We start from the raw sequence: 18412 nt of genomic DNA, 5'->3' as shown, positions 1-18412 counted from the left end.
GGCATTATTTTTTGCTTGTTGGAAGTGAAGCTCCGTTCGTCCTGGGTAGCCGCGTAGCGGCGTATCGAAGGGCAGCTTAGGGCGATGCTCTTGGCAAACAGGCTTCGATACGGTCTGTGGACCTATTCAGCCCGAACGGGCGCGCATAGGGAGCATCGCACGCTTAACTGAACGGCATTACACCGCAAGGTGGGCTTTTTTTCCGGCGCCGGCGATCAGTCGCGCCGCTGGCGATGGTCGGGCGCGTTGCGCCAGTCGTCATCCTCTTCGTCCTCGTCTTCCTCGGCCGGCAAGGCGTCCGGGTTGTCGGTGGACCGGTAGTTGGCCAGCAGCTCGGCGCGCGAGGCGGGCGTCTCCAGCGAGATGCGGCCCAGCGCTCCGCTGCGGTAGTCCTGCAGGAAGGTGTGCGAGGCCTTTTCGAAATCGTAGTCGCCGCCCTTCAGGCGGAAGCCTCGCTTGGCCGCCACGCCTTCGACCACCGCCACGCCGTCCATGCCTTCGGTGTTGAAGCCGTAGCGCGCCTTGAGCAATTGCGGATAGCGTTGCAGCAGCAGGTCGGCCAGGAAGGTCGCGACCTCTTCCTCGATCAGCGCATTGCTGCCCACCGCGTGGCTGGCGGCCAGCATCAGGCCGTCGCTGGGGTGCTCGATCTTGGGCCACAGCATGCCCGGAGTGTCTGTCAGCACCATGTTGTTGCCGAGATAGAGGCGCTGCTGGGTCTTGGTCACGGCAGGCTCGTCGCCCACGGCGGCCACGCGCTTTTTCAGCAGCGCGTTCATCAGGGTCGACTTGCCCACGTTGGGGATGCCCATGATCATGATGCGCAGCGGCTTCAAGGCGGTGCCGCGGTGCGGCGCCACCTGGATCGCCAGCTTGGGGATGCGCGCCACGTCGGACGGCTTCTTGCACGACAGCGCCACGGCGGTCACGCCCTTTTGCGCGTTGAAGTGCTCGATCCAGGCCTGGGTGGCCACCGGGTCGGCCATGTCGGTCTTGTTGAGGATCTTCAGGCAGGGGCGCTGGCGCGCGTTGCGCAGCTGTTCGATCATCGGATTGCAGCTGGCCTGCGGCAGGCGCGCGTCGACCACTTCGATCACCAGATCGACTTTTTCCATGGTCTCCGCCGCTTTGCGGCGGGCGGAGTTCATGTGGCCGGGGAACCATTGGATGGACATGCGGGATTCTTCTTTCTGATGCGTATTGCGTTGAACCCGCTATTTTAAGGCCCCGGCCCGACATTCCCTAAAAAAACAGCCTGCCGCGCGCGATGCGGGGCAGGCTGTTGGCGGTGGAACAACAGTCGGCTCAGGCGCCGCGCACCGCCAATTCCTTCCTGGCAACGCCGACGAAGCGCCACACCAGCCACAGCGCCAGCGCGTAGCCGGCCGCCATCATGCCGAAGGCCAGCGGGTTGCGCAGGCCCCAGCCGTCCGCCGTGTGCAGCACCGCGCCCATCACCGCCACGCCCACCAGCGCGCCGATCTGGCGATTGGCGTTCAGGGCGGCGGCGGCGCTGTTGGCGTGGACGCGGCCCGCCACCTGCATCACCACCGCGGTCATGGCCGGGATGGCGGTGCTGATGCCGAGGTTGGCGGCGGCGCACACCAGGGCCAGCATCCAGTACGGCGTCTCCGGCCGGAACGTGGTCGACAGCGCCGTAAACAACGCGCCCACCGACAAACCCAGCAGCAGCGGCACGCGCGGTCCCCAGTGCGCCGACATGCGGCCGGACATGATGTTGCCGAAGAAGATCACCACCATCATCGGCACCAGCTGCAGGCCGGTATGCAAGGCGTCGGCGCCGCGTCCCTGCTGCAGGAACAGCGCCAGGTAGAAGAAGTTGCCGTACACGCCGAAGTTGATCAGGAAGCCGATGCCGTTGGCGGCGGCGAACTGGGGCGTGGCAAACAGGGCCTTGGGCAGCAGCGGCGCGACGCCGCGCAACTCGTGGCGCACCAGGCCCGCGGCGGCGGCCAGCGCGAGCGCCGCGCCGGCGACGATGCGCGCCGAGCTCCATCCGTACACCGGCCCCTGGATCAGCACGAACGAGACCGCGGCCAGCATCACCACGCCAACCACATGGCTGAACAGGTTCAGCGCGCGTTCGTGGCGCGGCACCTGCGGGATCAGGCGACGCGCCATCCACAGGCCGATGACGCCCACCGGTATGTTGATCAGGAACACGCTGCGCCAGCCCAGCCAGTGGATCAGCACGCCGCCCACCAGAGGGCCGACCGCCGCCGCCACGCTGACGGTGGCCGACCACACGCCGAGCATGCGGGCGCGCACGCGGTCGTCCTCATACACGTGGGTCAGCAGGCTCAACGAGCTGGGCATGAAGAACGCCGCGCCCAGGCCCTGCAGCAGGCGCGCGGCGATCAGGAAGCCGCCGTTGGGCGCGGCCCCGCACAGCGCCGAGGCCAGCACGAACAGGAACAGCCCGAGCAGGTACAGCCGGCGGCCGCCGAAGCGGTCGGCCAGCGCGCCGCCCACCATCAGCATGGCGGCGAAGGTGAGCGTGTAGCCGTCGACGATCCAGACCAGCATCGACAGGGGCGCATCCAGGCTGGTGGAGATGTTGGAGAGGCCGACGTTGACCACGGTCACGTCCAGCATGGCCATGACGAAACCGATGGCCAGCGCCACCAGCGGCAGGATGCCGGCCGGCCTGGCCGCGCCGGCCGGGTGCGCGGCGCCGACGATGGGAGGGGTTGAACATTGTGCGGATGACATGATGGATACTTTCGGCAATGAAAAAACGCCTGGACCCCGGAAAGATCCGGAAGCAGGCGGCAACAGGAGCGATTGTAGGCTTCCGCCGCAATGCAATAAATAGGTATAAGATCGGCAGCCTGATGCAAATTTGCATTTTGCAACGAACACGGAGAACGGATCATGGACTGGGACAACGCCCGCATCTTCCTCGCCCTGCACCGCGCCGGCACCCTGCGCGGCGCGGCCGAGACGCTGGAGATCGACCAGGCTACCGTCGGCCGCCGGCTGGCGGCCCTGGAGAAATCGCTGGGCGCGCGGCTGTTCCTGCGCACGCCGTCCGGCTACGTGCCCACGCCGGCCGGCGAACTGGCAGCGAGCGCCGCCGGCCACATGGAGCAAGGCGCCGAACAACTGCAGCGGCAGATGCAGGGCATCGACGAGCGGCTGTGCGGGGTGGTGCGGGTGGCCGCCACCGATACCTCGGCGCGCCACTTCCTGGTGCCGGCGCTGCAGAGGCTGCGCGAGTCGCATCCCGGCATCCGCGTGGTGCTGTCCACCTCCACCCTGATCACCAACCTCACCAAGCGCGAGGCCGACATCGCCGTGCGCACGCTGCGCCCCGACAGCCCGGACCTGATCGCGCGCCATCTCAACCGCTTCCACACCGGCATCTACGCCTCGAAGGCCTACGTGAAAAAGCGCGGCCTGCCCGAACCCGGCACCGCCTTGAAGGGGCATGATGTGGTGGTCTACCAGCGCGCGGCGGCGCCGCAGATGGCCGATCAGCTGTGCGGCGAATCGGTCGCCAACGCGAATGTCGCCATGGAGCTCAGCTCCGGGCTGGTGATGATCGATTGCGTCCAGGCCGGCATGGGCCTGGGCGAACTGCCCACGCACGTGGGCGACAAGGCGCCCGGCCTGGTGCGCATCTGGCCGGAACGCTCAGCGCCTTACGACATGTGGCTGGTGCTGCACAGCGACCTGAACCGCACGGCGCGGGTGCGGGCGGTGGCCGATGCGATCATTGCGGCTTATGAGGCGCAGTGAGGAGACGCCGGAAACCCGCGAGGCCGAAGGCGCGACGAACGACACTGGGTTCCTGCTTTCGCAGGAACGACAAGTCCTCAGCATCTTGAGCATGAGGAGGCATTGAGCATTTCCTCGGCGTCGTCCCTGCGAACGCAGGGATCCAGCGTCGTTCAATGGACGTCGAGGCGCCGGCAAATGTCACAGAGCGCCGCCCCGCATCTACTCCAGATCCGCCAGCACCTTGAGGTGCGCCACCACGCTGCGCCCCAGCGCCGACAGGTTGTAGCCCCCTTCCAGGCAACTGACGATGCGGCCCTGCGCGTGCTCCCCGGCCACTTGCATGATCTGCCGCGTCATCCAGGCGTAGTCGGCTTCCACCAGGCCCATCTGCCCCATGTCGTCTTCGCGGTGGGCGTCGAAGCCGGCCGAGATGAAGATCATCTGCGGCCGGAACGCATGCAGCGCCGGCAGCCATTTCTCGGTCACCAGCTGGCGCACGGCGTTGCCGTCGGTGAAGGCCGGCACCGGCACGTTGACGATGTGCCCCTCGGTCGGCGCGTCGCCGGAGAACGGATAGAAGGGATGCTGGAAGAAGCTCACCATCAGCACGCGCGGATCGTGGGCGAAGGCGTCTTCGGTGCCGTTGCCGTGGTGCACGTCGAAGTCCACCACCGCCACCCGCTCCAGGCCATGGACCTCGATCGCATGACGCGCGGCGATGGCGACGTTATTGAACAGGCAAAAGCCCATCGCCTTGTCCGGCGTGGCGTGGTGCCCTGGCGGGCGCACCGAGCAAAAGGCATTGTCCAGCTCGCCGGCGATCACCGCGTCGGTCGCCGCCACCGCCGCGCCGGCCGCGCGCAGGGCGGCCTTCCAGCTGTGGCTGTTCAACAGGGTGTCGCCGTCGATGGAGTAGTAGGGTTCGCCCGACAGCGACAGCGCGTGGCTGTGTTCGCGGATGCGGTCGACGGCGGCCGCGCTGTGGATGCGTTCGAGGTCGGCCGGATCGGCCAGCGGCGCGTCGCGGCGATCCAGGAACTGGTCGATGCGGCTGGAGATGAGCTGGTCTTCGATCGCCTGCAGGCGGGTCGGCGTCTCGGGGTGCCAGTCGCCCATTTCGTGGCGCTGGCAGTCGGCGTGCGTATAGAAGGCGGTGGTCATTGTTGCTCTTATTGCAAACTGGCAAGCCTGCTGGCTGCCCGGGATGGTCTCGTGCGGCTAGTGTACATCCGCCGGGCGCGCCGCGGGAGCGCGCACCGGCATGGGGCGCGCGGGCCGATGCGGTATACTCGGCGGCTTGTCTTGCCACGAGCGACCCTAAGCTTCTCATGCCCATCACACTGTCCCGCCTGACTTCCCTGCCGTCCGCCCTGCTGCTCTGTTCCCTGTGCGCCCTGCCGCCGGTCCTGCATGCCGAAAGCACGCAGGCGGGCAAGCCGCAGTCCAAGAGCGCCAAGAGTGCGAAGAAGGACAAGAAGGCCGACAAGAAAGCAGAAAAGAAACCCCAGGCCAAGAAGAAGACGGCGCCGGAAGACCAGGGCGAGTTCGTCAACTTCAACGAGTGGAAGGAAGTGGCGCGCTTCATCGACGAGATGGTCGAGCGCAACGGCTTCGACCGCGCCAGGCTCAATGCCCTGTTCGCCCAGACGCGCTACCTCGACACCGCCATCCAGCTGATCAAGCCGGCGCCCAGCACCAAGCCCAAGAACTGGAGCGCCTATCGCGCACGCTTCATCGAGCCGACCCGCATCAACGCCGGCGTCGAGTTCTGGAACACCTACGGCGTGGCGCTGGCGCGCGCCGAGGCGCAATACGGCGTGCCGATGGAAATCATCGTCGGCATCATCGGCGTGGAAACCGTCTATGGCCGCAACACCGGCGGCTTCCGCGTGATGGATGCGATCACCACGCTGGCCTTCGACTATCCCAACACCCCCACGCGCGAGGCGCGCATGGCGTTCTTCCGCGGCGAGCTGGAAAATACCCTGCTGCTGGCGCGCGACGAGAACATCGACCCGATGTCGCTGCGCGGCTCCTACGCCGGCGCCATCGGCTGGGCCCAGTTCATGCCCGGCAGCATCCGCGAGTATGCGGTGGACTTCGACGGCGACGGCAAGATCGACCTGCGCAATTCGCCGGTGGACGCCATCGGCAGCGTGGCCCACTACCTCTCCGTGCATGGCTGGCAGCGCGGCGAACCGGTCGCCTTCCCGGCCACCGCCTCGGCCGACAACCGCCAATGGGAAGGCATGCTGAACCAGGGCCTGGAAGCCAAGTACACCCAGGAACAGTTGCAGGCGGCCGGCGTCACCGCGCCGGCGTTGCCGGCCGGCATGCGCTTCGGCCTGGTCGACCTGCAGAACGGCACCGGCCCGACCGAGTACTGGCTGGCCACCAATAACTTCTACGCCATCACGCATTACAATCGCAGCTACTTCTATGCGATGTCGGTGGCCGAACTGGGTCGCGCCGTGGCTGCTGCCCGCAATCGCCAGCCCTGATCAAACAACCGCCGCACCGGCCCCGGCCGGCGCATGAAATCCGCCACTTCCTGACGTAACGATGAAACGTATTGCTCCCCTGGCCTCCACGCTGATGCTGACGCTGGCCGGCACTTCCCTTGGCCTGTCCGGCGCGGCGCGCGCGGCCGAGAGCCGCGACGAATCCGGCGACAGCCTGCCCACGGTGAACGTCACCGCCAGCGGCGCCGGCAAGAGCGACGCGCACGCGCGCTCGGCATCGGTGGCCGGCTTCGACGACGCGCCGCTGCTCGATACGCCGGCCTCGGTGTCGGTGGTCACCCGCGCGCAGATGAGCGACCAGCAGTCGCGCCTGCTCTCGGACGTGGTCAAGAACGACGCCGCCATCGGCGAGAACTACGCGCCGGTCGGCTACTACGAGAACTTCAGCATCCGCGGCTTCGCGCTCGATCCGGCCAGCGCCTATCGCATCGACGGCCTGACCGCGGCCGGCGAGCAGACCATCGCGCTGGAGAACAAGGAGCGCGTGGAATTCCTGAAGGGCGCGGCCGGCCTGCAGGCCGGTGTGGTCGCCGCCGGCGGCATCGTGAACTATATCACCAAGCGCCCGGCCGACGTGCGCTCGGTCACGCTAGGCACCGACGCCAACGGTTCGCGCTACTTCGCCACCGACCTCGGCGCGCTGTTCGGCGAGCACAAGCAGTTCGGCCTGCGCATCAACGCCGCGCATGAAGACATCCATTCCTACGTGAACAACGGCGACGGCTGGCGCGACTTCGCCTCGGTCGCAGCGACCTGGGCCATCACGCCCAAGACGCTGCTGCAGTTCGACGCCGAGTACCAGAAAAAGGCACAGCGCTCGGTGGCCGGTTACCAGTTGCTGGGCGGGACCACCATTCCGTCGGGCGTCTCGCCCTCGACCATGCTCACACCGCAGCCCTGGTCGCAACCGGTGCGCGACATGTCGTTGAACTACCGCCTGCGCCTGGACACCGAATTCAACAGCGACTGGCGCGGCTACCTGCAAGCCGGCCGCAGCCGCGCGGTGATCGACGACAATCTCGCCTTCCCGTATGGCAGCGGCACCTTCGCCTCCACCTCCTTCGGCGCCAACGGCAACTTCGACGTCTACGACTATCGCGTGCCCGATGACGAGCGCCGCAACGATGAAGCGCAAGCCGTCGCCATCGGCAAGTTCGCAACAGGCGACATCAGGCATGAACTGAGCGTAGGCGCGGCGATGTCGCGCCGCATTATCGACAAACCCGCCGGCGTCAACGAGCTGGTCGGCGAAGGCAACATCTATACCGGCACTCCGGCGCTGCCGGCCTCCACCCTGGTGTCGGATCCGGCCTACCGCAATCTGGACAGCCGCCAGAAGGCGCTGTTCTTCAGTGACCGCCTGCAACTCTCCGAACGCTGGCAAGCCATCGCCGGCGGCCGCCAGGCCTGGTTGCACGAGGAGGCCTACAATGCCGACGGCAGCGCCAGCCGCATCACCGACCGCAACATCTTCCTGCCGCAAGTGGCGCTGATCTTCAAACCGCAAGCCAACCTGTCGATCTATGGCAGCTACGCCGAAACCTTGTCGCTGGGCAGCATCGCGCCGTTCTGGGTGAGTAATCCCAACGCCGTGCTGCCGCCCTCGGTGTCGCGCCAGCTTGAGGCCGGCGTCAAATACGACGTCACGCCCGACCTGAACCTGACGGCCGCGGTGTTCCGCATGCGCAAGGCCTATGAATACCAGCAACCCGATAACAGCACGGCCGGCTTCACCTACGTGCAGCAGGGCACGCAAACCAATACCGGTATCGAACTCGGCGCCAGCGGCAAGCTGGGCCCGCGCCTGCAGGTCGGCGCCAGCGTGGCGGTGACGCGCGCCCGCGCCAGCGGCACCGGCACCGCCGCCTACGACGACCAGCAGGCCGTGAACGTGCCGCGCCTGCGCAGCGCGGTCTACGCGGACTACGCCGTGCCCGGCGTGGACGGCCTGAACGTGATGGGCAGCTGGCTCTACAGCGCCGCCAAGCCGGTGACCCGCGACGGCAGCGTGAGCCTGCCGGCGGTGCACGTGTTCAATACCGGCCTGCGCTACAAGCTGCGCGTCGGCGGCCACGATACGACCTTGCGCCTGAACGTGGACAACGTCTTCGACAAGCGCTACTGGAAGGATGCCGGCCAGTACCTGGGCGACAGCTACATCCACCTGGGCGCGCCGCGTACCGCGCGCCTGTCGCTGCAATACGATTTCTGAGCCGGACATGGAAGCGGCCTCGCATCACCTCACGCGCGTCATCAGCCATGGCATGGGCACCGAGCCGGTGATCTCCGACTGGCCGGCGCTGACCTCGGCCGAGGTGGCGCGCGTGCTGCGCCACTATCCGCAAGCGGGCCAGCCGCAGCGCCTGGAGTGGCACAGCCCGCGCCCGTTCTCGGCGGCCTGCGTGATGCAGACCGACGCCGGCGAGATCGTCGTCAAGCGGCATCACGTGCGCGTGCGCGACATCGCCGCGCTGTCCGAGGAGCACGCCTTCGTCGCCCACCTGCATGCGCGCGGGCTGCCGGTCAGCACTGCGCTGCACACTGCAGACGGCGCCACCGCGCTGGCCGACGAGCATTGGACGTACGAGGTGTTCCGGCTGGCGCCGGGCATGGACCTGTATCGCGACGCGATGTCGTGGACGCCGTTTTCCAGCGGCGCCCACGCGCATTCCGCCGGCCGCATGCTGGCGCGCCTGCACCAGGCCTCGCAAGGCTTCGACGCGCCGGCGCGCGCGGCGCGGCCGCTGATCTCCAGCTTCACGATCTTTTCGCAGGAGGATCCGGTGCGGCCGCTGCAGGCCTATATCGAGCAGCGCCCGGCCATCGCCGACTACCTGGCCGAGCGGCCGTGGCGCGGCGAGGTGGCGCAGCACCTGCTGCCCTTCCATGCGCAGTTGAAGCCCTACCTCGATGAGATGATCCCGCTGTGGACCCACAATGACTGGCATGCCTCCAACCTGCTGTGGAGCGATGTCACGCCCCAGGCCGAGGCAGTGAGCGTGCTCGACTTCGGCCTGTGCGACCGCAGCTGCGCGCTGCACGACCTGGCCACCGCCGTCGAGCGCAACATCGTCGAATGGCTGTCCGTACCGCACCGCGCCGACCAGCTGATCCATCTGGACCTGCTCGACGCATTGCTGGACGGCTACGCCTCGCTGCTGCCGCTGTCGGCGCGCCAGCTGCGTGCGCTGGCGGCGCTGCTGCCGCTGGTGCATGCCGAGTTCGCGCTGGCCGAGCTGGATTACTTCCATGGCGTCACCCAGTCGCAGCAGAATGCGGCGCTGGCCTATGACACCTATTTCCTGGGACATGCCGCCTGGTTCAATACGCCGGAGGGACAGCGCTTGCTGGATCACCTGCGGCGGCGGGCTGATGGCGTGACGGCCTGAGCGATCCCGGCCCGGCTGACATCACCGTGCGGCGCACGCCGCTGGGTCCCTGCTTGCGCAGGGACGACAGGTAATTGGACAGCTTGAACCCGTGAAGGTATTGCCCGTCTCCCCACTGTCGTTCCTGCGCAAGCAGGAACCCAGCGTCGTTCAACTGAACTCCATCACACCGCTCAGGCGAAATCCTTGATCGTCTGCGGCTCGACCAGCACCATGTTTTCATTGGCGCCCAGCCACACCTGCCCGTCCTGGATCGTGCACTGCAGCTGCATGCTGCGCTGGGCCAGCGCGGCCAGGGCCTGGCTGGCTTCGGCCGGGATATTGATGACCTTGAGGTTCTTGGCGCGCTCGACGCGGCTGCCGGTCTGGTTCCACCAGATGTTGGACACGCTGCTGTAGCTGTACACCAGCACCCGCTCGGAGCGGCCGCAGGCCTTGAGGATGGCGCGGTCGTCGGGCTGGCCGACTTCGATCCAGAGATCCACCGCGCCGGTCAGGTCCTTCTGCCACAGGTCGGGCTCGTCCACGTCCGACAGGCCCTTGCCGAAGGCCAGCGCTTCGCTGGCGTTGAGGGCGAAGGCCAGCACGCGGATCATCATCCGCTCATCGGTCTCGGACGGATGGCGGGCGATGGTCAGCGCATGGTTTTCGTAGTAGTGCCGATCCATGTCGGAGATCTGCAGTTCGGCTTTGAAGATGGTGGATTTGAGCGCCATGGCGATAGTCGAGTGATTCTTTGGATGAGCGTGCGGCAGGCATGCCGCCGAAGGTTGGCAAGCATAGCCGATCTGCGCCGCGCCGTCGCGCCCGCCATGGCTGCCATGCGACAATGGCGCATGAGCACTGCACCCCTCCCTCGCAGCGACGACGAGGTCGTCGCCCTCACCCAGGCCTGGCTGGAACAGGCCGTGATCGGCCTGAACCTGTGTCCCTTCGCCAAGTCCGTTCACGTGAAGAAACAGATCCGCTACAAGGTCAGCCGCGGCCTGGAATGGGACGCGCTGGCCCAGGATCTGGAACAAGAACTGGCGCTGCTGTCGGCCAGCGCGCCCGAGGACATCGACACCACGCTGCTGATCGTACCGCTCGCATTGGACGATTTTCTCGAATACAACGATTTCCTGGACTGGGCCGATCGCATCCTGGCACGCATGGGCCTGCAAGGCGAGTTGCAGATCGCGAGCTTCCATCCGGCCTACCAGTTCGCCGACACCGAGCCCGACGATATCGAGAATTACAGCAATCGCTCGCCTTTCCCCATCCTCCATCTGTTGCGAGAAAGCAGCATCGACCGGGCGGTCGCCGCCTACCCCCAAGCGAGCGCAATTTTCGAGAAAAACATGGCTACCTTGCGGAAACTGGGCCTAACAGGCTGGAATGCCCTGCCATTTGTCGTGTCAGATAGACAAGCGTGACAAATTTCGAAAAAATCCTGTTAATATCTGTTACAAATTCGAAAATGAGTTTCTGCAACTATTGTGGAATAGAATTTTCTGACCCCATGAAAAATGTGCAATTATTTCTATATAGACATAGAATTAGTTCTATGCGCATAGAAATCCAAGTGCACCCGGTCAGAGAACTCGATACCGCTTTTTGAAGTCGTTCTTTGATAGGGCTAGTCGCTATCTTGCAGAAAAAAGGACACCGGCCTCAACGGGGTCGCCGCCTTGGTCTCAGATAGAGTTAGTCGCGTTTTGCAGTTTTACCAACAATTAATGCTTAGGCGCTCAGCCTTCACAAACATCTGCATAATGGAACGTCCCGATCATGACTACAACCACCGATATTGCTGAATCGAATTCGATTTCCGACCACGTCAACTACGATCCCAACCACCTGCTGGATGCGCTGATCGAGAAGTTGCACCTGAAGAATGACGCCGCCCTGTCGCGCGCGCTGGAAGTGGCGCCGCCGGTGATCAGCAAGATCCGTCACCGCCGCCTGCCGGTGGGCGCTTCGCTGCTGATCCGCATGCATGAGGTGAGTGAACTGTCGATCCGCGAACTGCGCGAACTGATGGGCGACCGCCGCGAGAAATTCCGCATCAGCGACAAGCAGTTCAAGCCGAAGCCAGCCGGCTCCGCACCTTCGCCGACATCCGGCAGCGCCGAATAAGCGCGCCGGAGCAGACATGAAAAACGGAGCCTCGGCTCCGTTTTTCATTTGTGCATTTGCTGTATCCGTCTTCACTGAGCGCCGCGCCCGGCATCCTGCCCGGCGCGGCGTTTTCCTTTGATCCCGACCTCAGGCCGGGAACACGCCGGTCGACAGGTAACGGTCGCCGCGATCGCACACCACGAACACGATGGTGGCGTTCTCCAGCTGGTGCGACAGGCGCACCGCCACCTCGCACGCGCCGGCGGCGGAAATGCCGCAGAACAGGCCTTCGGTCACGGCCAGCTTGCGCGCCATGTTCTCGGCCTCGGCCTGGCTGACCGACTCGGTCTGGTCCACGCGCGACTTGTCGAAGATCTTGGGCAGGTAGGCTTCCGGCCACTTGCGGATGCCGGGAATGGAAGAGCCTTCCTCCGGCTGCGCGCCGACGATCTGCACGCCGGGGTTCTGTTCCTTGAGGTACTGCGACACGCCCATGATGGTGCCGGTGGTGCCCATGGCGCTGACGAAGTGGGTGATGGCGCCCTTGGTGTCGCGCCAGATCTCGGGGCCGGTGGTCTCGTAGTGGGCCAGCGGATTGTCGGCGTTGGCGAACTGGTCGAGGATCAGGCCCTCGCCGTTCTTCTGCATCTGGTCGGCCAGGTCGCGCGCGTATTCCATGCCGCCGCTCTTGGGCGTGAGGATGATCTTCGCGCCATAGGCCGCCATGCTCTGGCGACGCTCTTCGGAGAGGTTCTCCGGCATCAGCAGCACCATCTTGTAGCCGCGCATGGCGGCCACCATCGCCAGCGCGATGCCGGTGTTGCCGCTGGTGGCTTCGATCAGGGTGTCGCCCGGCTTGATCTGGCCGCGCGCCTCGGCGCGGGTGATCATGGAGTAGGCCGCGCGGTCCTTCACGGAACCGGCCGGATTATTGCCCTCCAGCTTGCCCAGGATGATGTTGTTGCGGCGCTTGGCCTCGTCGCCGCCAATGCGCGGCAGCTGGATCAGCGGGGTATTGCCGATGGTCGATTCGATGGTCGGATAGGACATCTGTCTTGGCTTTCCTTGCGCGATCGTGCTGTGATCGTTCTTTGGTCGAAAGGCTCATTTTAATATGACTCTTTATCATGTGCTCCCGGCCCAACCTAACAAGATGCTTATATAGATATAGCCAATTCGTTTAAAGCCGGCGATGGCATACACTGGCGTCAAGCGCCCCCGATCACAACAAGAAACGCGCTTGCCCCGCACCCGTCCACGGAGACAGCATGCATACCCACGAGATCCAGAACCAGGTCGGCGACCTGAAGGACTACAACCTATTTTCCACCGACGCGGCCCTGACCGAAGGCGTGCAGCGCGAAGGCGCCGGCTGGCACGCCTGCTCGCTGGCCAGCCAGGGCGCCGAGCTGGGCAGCGCGGAGGTGATCGAGCTGGCCGCGCTGGCCAACCGCCATACGCCTGAACTGCGCACCCACGACCGCACCGGCCACCGCATCGACGTAGTCGACTTCCATCCCTCCTGGCACGCGCTGCTGGAGCTGCTGCGGCGCGCCGGGCTGCACGCCCTGCCCTGGATGCAGCCCGGCGACGGCGCGCACGCCGCGCGCGCGGCCGGCTACTTCATGCACGGCCAGATCGAGGCCGGCTCGCTGTGCCCGACCACCATGACCTTCGCCGCCATCCCCGTGCTGCGGCAGGAAGCGGCGCTGTTCGCGCAGCTGCAGACGCGCCTGTTCGCGCGCGAGCACGACGGCCGCGACCTGCCGATGCAGCAAAAGCGCTCGATCCTGATCGGCATGGGCATGACCGAGAAACAGGGCGGCTCCGACGTGCGCAGCAACGCCTCCATCGCCATGCCCATGGATCCGCAGGCCCAGGGGCGCGGCGCGCCCTACCTGCTATCGGGCCACAAGTGGTTCTTCTCGGCGCCGATGTGCGATGCCCACATGATGCTGGCGCGCACCGAGAACGGCCTGTCCTGCTTCTTCGTGCCGCGCTGGCTGCCCGACGGCGCGCGCAACCCGATCCTGATCCAACGGCTCAAGGACAAGCTGGGCAATCGCTCCAACGCCAGCAGCGAGGTCGAGTTCGACGAGGCCATGGGCATCATGGTCGGTGACGAGGGGCGCGGCATTCCCACCATCATCGAGATGGCCAACCACACCCGCCTGGACTGCGTGATCGGCAGCGCCGCGCTGATGCGCCAGGCGCTGGCGCAGGCCATCCACCATGCGCGCCGGCGCAGCGCCTTCGGCCGCCATCTCGCCGAGCAGCCGCTGATGCGCAATGTGCTGGCCGACCTGGCGCTGGAGAGCGAAGCCGCCACCATGCTGATGCTGCGCCTGGCGCATGCCTTCGATGCGCCGGACGATCCCTTGCAGCGCGCGTGGAAGCGCATCGTCACGCCTGCGGCCAAGTTCTGGGTCTGCAAGCGCGCGCTGGAATTCACCGGCGAGTGCATGGAAGTCTGGGGCGGCAACGGCTATGTCGAGACCGGGCCGATGGCGCGCCTGTACCGCGAGGCGCCGGTCAATTCGATCTGGGAAGGTTCGGGCAATGTGATGTGCCTGGATGTGCTGCGCGCCATCGAGCGCGAGGCGCAGGGTTTCGCCCTGCTGCTGGCGCAACTGGAACAGGCCGCGGCGAACCATGCGCTGCTGGCGTCGCGGGTGGTTGCGCTCAAGCAGATGCTGGCGGCGCCGCCCGAACAGCGCGAAGCGCTGGCGCGGCGTTTCGCGCAGCAACTGGTGCTGGCGCTGCAAGGCATGCTGATGCTGCGGCACGCGCCCGGCGCCAGCGCCGACGCCTTCCTCGCCGCGCGCGGCGAGGCCGAGGGCGGGCGCGTCTACGGCACGCTGGGAACGGCCAGCGCGGCGGCGCAGCAGGGCATCCTGCTGCGCGCCTGGCCGCTGCACTGAAGCGCGCCTACAGCTCCAGCACCAGACGCTCCCGCGCCGCCCAGGACACGCAGGTGCACATGCCCTGCGCGCGCATGGATGGCGTCAGGCAGACGTCGCGATGCAGCGGCTCGCCCTCCAGCACCTGCGCATAGCAGCTGCCGCATTCGCCGCGCCGGCACTCATAGGAGACAAACACATCCGCCGCGATCAGCGCCTCCAGGATCGACGTGCCGGGCGCCACTTCCACCGTCATCTGCGACAGCGTCAGCTCCACCGTCAACGGCGCGTCGCCCTGCCGAGCGCGCGCGCCGAAGCTCTCCACATGCAAGGCCTTGGCCGGCCAGCCCTGGCGCGCGGCGGCCTCGGCCAATGCCTGCAGCAGCGGCGCCGGGCCGCAGGCGTGGCAGACGTCCCCCTCGCCATAGGGGCCCAGCAGCCGGTCAAGGTCGGCACGCCCGGCCTCGGACGAGACGTGCCATGCCAGCGCCGCCGCCGGCAACAGCGCCAGCTCGTCTTGCAGCACGCGCCGCCCGGCGCTGCGCACCAGGTGGTGCAGCGTGAACGCGCGCCCTTGCGCCTGCGCCGCATGGGCCAGGGAAATCAAGGGTGTGATGCCGATCCCGCCGCCCACCAGCAAGGTGCGCGCCCCCTCTCCCGCGGGCGCCAGCGGGAAGCTGTCGAACGGCCCGTCCACCTCGACCTCGCCGCCGGCGGCGAACTCGTCGTGCAGGCTGCGCGAACCGCCGCGCCCGCCCTCCTCGCGCTGCACCGCGATGCGATAGGCCTGCGCCTGGCCGGGTGCGCCGACCAGCGAATAGTGGCGCTCATGGTCGCGGCCCTGCGCGTCGGCAAAGCGCAGCACGATGTGCGATCCCGCGCGCCATGGCGCGAGCGGCGCGTCGTCGGCGCGGCGCAGGTGGAATTCCTTCACGGCGGCGCCGTGCTCGACGATGCGGTCGATGACATGAAGCATGATGCGGTCCTCACAGGGAGACGGGTGGATTGAAGGGCGAGGCGTCCAGGTATTCCCATTCGAGCGGCTGCTGCGTGTCGCGCAGGATCCAGCGCTCCACCTTGAACTCCCAGTAGCGGCCGGTGCCGCCGGTCTGGTTGGCGGGATCTTCCTGGTCCCACAGCACCGAGGCGACGCCGGTCAGCTGGAGCACGCGGCCGCCGGCAAAATCGGGAATGCACAGGCCGGCGCGCGGATCGAGCGCGAAGTTGCCGAAGGTGTTGAACAGGCTGTTGCCGTTGAAATCCGGGATGCGCAGCGTGCTCTCGTCGAGCACCTGCACGAAGCCCGCGCCGCCGCCGCGGTGCGAGGCATCGGCGCCGTTCTGCGCGTGGCGGCTGGCGACGAAGATGGTATCGGCGCCGCGCACCAGCTGCGCCACGCTGCCGCGCAGGACGGCGCCGTGCGCCGCCTGGCGCGGCAGGCCCGGATCGCCCTGCACGCGCAACTGGCGGCGCTGGATGTAGCTCGGGCAGTTGGGATAGGCCTCGCGGATCGCCACGTCGACGCCGTCGGCATCGAAGCGGGTGACGCTGCCGTTGATGCGGTAGCGGCGCCGTGAGCCCAGTTCGATGAACAGCATGCCGAGGTCGGGGTTGCCGGCAATGTTGTCCCACAGGGGATCTTCCGGGTCGCGTTCCCATTGCGGCACGTGCATGGCGATCGATGTGCCGTCGCCGGCCTGCAGGAACCCGGGCTTGCCGAACACCAGCGACGCCCAGGGGCGACCGGCGCGGTCGACGCTGCCCAGCGCCACCATGAACTGCTTGGCGATGAAGGGACGCGCGCCGCCGATCACGGTGTCGCTGACCAGCGCGGCATTGCGGTCGGCGATGGCGGTCTCGCCCGCCTTGGCCTGCGCCGCGCGCTCGCCGGGGTGGAAGCTGTATTGCGTCTTCATGCTGTTCTCCTTGTCCATTGCCGCCCTTCAACAGGCGGCGGCTGCGTTTGCCGATGGATGGATTTTGCGAAATAATGCGGCCAACAAGAATAGGTGCCGTCAGCAAATCAGTATTTCGCGGGGAGGAACAATGGACCAGATCCACCTGATGAACGTCTTCACGGCGGTCGGGGAAGAAGAAAGCTTCGCAGCGGCGGCGCGCCGTCTCGACCTGTCGCCGGCGGCGGTGACGCGGGCGGTTTCCGCGCTGGAAGACAAGCTCGGCGTGAAGCTCCTGGTGCGCACCACGCGCAACGTGCGGCTGACCGAGGCCGGCCGCCGCTACCTGGACGACACCCGCAACATCCTGGCCAGCATCGACGAGGCCAACGAAGCCGCGGCCGGCATCAACTCGGCGCCGCGCGGCAATCTCACCGTGACCGCGCCGGTGCTGTTCGGCCGGCTGTTCGTCACGCCCAGCATCGTGCGCTTCCTGAAGGACTATCCCGAGGTGGAAGTGTCGGCGCTGTTCCTCGACCGCCTGGTCAACATGATGGACGAAGGCGTGGACGTGGCGGTGCGCATCGGCCACCTGCCCGATTCCAGCCTCAAGGCGCTGCGCGTGGGACAGGTGCGCCGCATCCTGTGCGCCTCGCCGCAATACCTGGCCGAGCACGGCACGCCTCAGCACCCGGCCGACCTGCTGCGCCACACCGTGATCGCCGCCAGCGGCGTGTCGCCGCGCATCGAATGGAAGTTCGGCGCGCCCGACGATCCCACCATGGTGCGCATGAAGCCGCGCCTGACGGTGACCAGCAACGACGCCGCGATCGAGGCCGCCGCCGCCGGCCTGGGCATCTGCCGGCTACTGTCCTACCAGGTGCCGCGTGAGCTGGACGACGGCCGCCTGCAAACCATCCTGCCGGACTATGAAGAGTCGCCGTGGCCGGTGCATGTGCTGCACCGCGAGAGCAAGTACGGCTCGTCCAAGGTGCGCATGTTCATCGACCTGCTGGTCGAACAGCTGCGCGCGCATCCCCACCTGAACTGAGCGGCATCATTACGCCGCGCGCAATGATCAATTGAGCCACGCATGATTTCCCTGTGCCGCACGGCTGCCTAGAATGCGCACCATCCGCTGAACGAACGGCGGATACGCACACCGGCAAACCACCCGAAACGCACACCCAAAGGAGAACCATCATGAAAGCAGCCATCATCATCCTGTCCGATCCCAAAGCCGGCGAAGAAGCGCTGGGCCGCATGTTCAACGGCCTGGCCGCAGCCTTCGACTTCAAGCAGAAGGGCACCGAAGTCGGCATCTACTTCCAGGGCACCGGCACCCGCTGGCCCGGCGCGCTGGCCGACGCCAAGCACCCCATCCATGCGCTGTTCAAGGCGGTCGAAGACAAGATCGTCGGCGTCTCCTGCGGCTGCGCCGACGTCTTCGGCGCCCGCGAGGAAGCGGAGCAGGCAGGCTTCGACCTGATCACCGACAACAGCGTGCCCGGTACCTCCGGCCTGCCCAGCATCGCCCAGATCGCGGCCGACGGTTATACCGTGTTCAGCTTCTGATGCTCATCCGCCGGCGCGCCGCGCGCCGGCCGCGCACTTGTCACGCCCTTGTCACGCCCTTGTCACGCCCATGTTGCGGCGGCAATCTTCCCGCCGCGACAATTGAAGAAACGCCAACGTCGCGCGTCCGCGACGCCGGCGCGCGAAATGCGCAAGAACTTTCGGGCCGCCGTTGACACCAATATCAAGTGAACTGAAAGTTACGTAAGTTCTTCAGCAACTTGACTCATCCGCAGTACCCGCCTGATCCATCCGCATCCCCGCCGAACCGTCAGGTTCGCCGGCAT

General features: G+C 66.5%; 16 protein-coding genes. 9 read left to right on the top strand and 7 right to left on the bottom strand.

Translation table 11 applies throughout. From position 1 onward, the window contains the following. Positions 1-215: 215 nt before the first annotated feature. Together ylqF and Herbaro_RS04275 are read right to left on the bottom strand one after the other, a co-directional pair. Positions 216-1175 carry a ribosome biogenesis GTPase YlqF gene (gene ylqF / locus Herbaro_RS04280; RefSeq protein ID WP_275012602.1) on the bottom strand — a complete coding sequence of 320 codons (960 nt, stop codon included), beginning with the start codon at positions 1173-1175 and terminating at the stop codon, positions 216-218. 130 nt (positions 1176-1305) lie between these two features. Beyond that, the gene (locus Herbaro_RS04275; RefSeq protein ID WP_275012601.1) at positions 1306-2733 is read right to left on the bottom strand and encodes an MFS transporter; all 1428 of its coding nucleotides are present in this window, start codon (positions 2731-2733) and stop codon (positions 1306-1308) included. A gap of 162 nt (positions 2734-2895) precedes the next feature. Between Herbaro_RS04275 and Herbaro_RS04270 the strand changes: the two genes are divergently transcribed. After that, complete coding sequence (locus Herbaro_RS04270) at positions 2896-3762, top strand: LysR family transcriptional regulator (protein WP_275012600.1); 867 nt, start codon at positions 2896-2898, stop codon at positions 3760-3762. 201 nt (positions 3763-3963) lie between these two features. Here the strand turns inward: Herbaro_RS04270 and Herbaro_RS04265 are convergent, their stop codons facing one another. After that, positions 3964-4905, bottom strand: a complete 942-nt coding sequence (locus Herbaro_RS04265; RefSeq protein WP_275012599.1) for a histone deacetylase family protein — start codon at positions 4903-4905, stop codon at positions 3964-3966. A gap of 167 nt (positions 4906-5072) precedes the next feature. Between Herbaro_RS04265 and mltB the strand changes: the two genes are divergently transcribed. From mltB to Herbaro_RS04250, 3 genes are all read left to right on the top strand, one after another. Then, positions 5073-6245, top strand: coding sequence for a lytic murein transglycosylase B (gene mltB / locus Herbaro_RS04260; RefSeq protein WP_275012598.1), 1173 nt, complete (start codon positions 5073-5075; stop codon positions 6243-6245). 61 nt (positions 6246-6306) lie between these two features. After that, the gene (locus Herbaro_RS04255; protein WP_275012597.1) at positions 6307-8478 is read left to right on the top strand and encodes a TonB-dependent siderophore receptor; all 2172 of its coding nucleotides are present in this window, start codon (positions 6307-6309) and stop codon (positions 8476-8478) included. Positions 8479-8485: 7 nt separating this feature from the next. After that, positions 8486-9655 carry a phosphotransferase enzyme family protein gene (locus Herbaro_RS04250; protein ID WP_275012596.1) on the top strand — a complete coding sequence of 390 codons (1170 nt, stop codon included), beginning with the start codon at positions 8486-8488 and terminating at the stop codon, positions 9653-9655. A 173-nt stretch (positions 9656-9828) separates the two neighbouring features. Here Herbaro_RS04250 and Herbaro_RS04245 read toward each other — a convergent pair whose 3' ends face one another. After that, positions 9829-10371 carry a YaeQ family protein gene (locus Herbaro_RS04245; protein ID WP_275012595.1) on the bottom strand — a complete coding sequence of 181 codons (543 nt, stop codon included), beginning with the start codon at positions 10369-10371 and terminating at the stop codon, positions 9829-9831. A 120-nt stretch (positions 10372-10491) separates the two neighbouring features. On the opposite strand from Herbaro_RS04245, the gene Herbaro_RS04240 reads away from it, so the two are divergent. After that, positions 10492-11070, top strand: a complete 579-nt coding sequence (locus Herbaro_RS04240) for a DUF1415 domain-containing protein (RefSeq protein ID WP_275012594.1) — start codon at positions 10492-10494, stop codon at positions 11068-11070. Positions 11071-11425: 355 nt separating this feature from the next. After that, positions 11426-11773, top strand: a complete 348-nt coding sequence (locus Herbaro_RS04235; protein WP_275012593.1) for a hypothetical protein — start codon at positions 11426-11428, stop codon at positions 11771-11773. Between the two features lie 129 nt (positions 11774-11902). On the opposite strand, the gene cysM is transcribed toward Herbaro_RS04235, so the two are convergent. Next, entirely contained in the window at positions 11903-12805 is a 903-nt protein-coding gene (gene cysM, locus Herbaro_RS04230; RefSeq protein ID WP_275012592.1) for a cysteine synthase CysM, read from the bottom strand. 218 nt (positions 12806-13023) lie between these two features. Here cysM and Herbaro_RS04225 point away from each other — a divergent pair, with 218 nt between their 5' ends. Next, positions 13024-14676, top strand: a complete 1653-nt coding sequence (locus Herbaro_RS04225) for an isovaleryl-CoA dehydrogenase (protein WP_275012591.1) — start codon at positions 13024-13026, stop codon at positions 14674-14676. Positions 14677-14683: 7 nt separating this feature from the next. On the opposite strand, the gene Herbaro_RS04220 is transcribed toward Herbaro_RS04225, so the two are convergent. Further along, the gene (locus Herbaro_RS04220) at positions 14684-15631 is read right to left on the bottom strand and encodes a PDR/VanB family oxidoreductase (protein WP_275012590.1); all 948 of its coding nucleotides are present in this window, start codon (positions 15629-15631) and stop codon (positions 14684-14686) included. 10 nt (positions 15632-15641) lie between these two features. Further along, positions 15642-16571 (bottom strand): pyridoxamine 5'-phosphate oxidase family protein, encoded by a 930-nt coding sequence (locus tag Herbaro_RS04215; RefSeq protein WP_275012589.1) that lies wholly within the window; start codon positions 16569-16571, stop codon positions 15642-15644. Between the two features lie 130 nt (positions 16572-16701). Between Herbaro_RS04215 and Herbaro_RS04210 the strand changes: the two genes are divergently transcribed. After that, the gene (locus Herbaro_RS04210) at positions 16702-17601 is read left to right on the top strand and encodes a LysR family transcriptional regulator (protein WP_275012588.1); all 900 of its coding nucleotides are present in this window, start codon (positions 16702-16704) and stop codon (positions 17599-17601) included. 152 nt (positions 17602-17753) lie between these two features. Next, on the top strand, positions 17754-18125 hold the full coding sequence (locus tag Herbaro_RS04205) for a DsrE family protein (RefSeq protein WP_275012587.1): 372 nt from the start codon (positions 17754-17756) through the stop codon (positions 18123-18125). Positions 18126-18412 lie beyond the last annotated feature (287 nt).

Origin of the sequence: Herbaspirillum sp. WKF16 (assembly GCF_028993615.1) — a bacterium.
Classification (GTDB): domain Bacteria; phylum Pseudomonadota; class Gammaproteobacteria; order Burkholderiales; family Burkholderiaceae_D; genus Herbaspirillum.
This window is presented reverse-complemented; position numbering and strand designations above follow the sequence as displayed.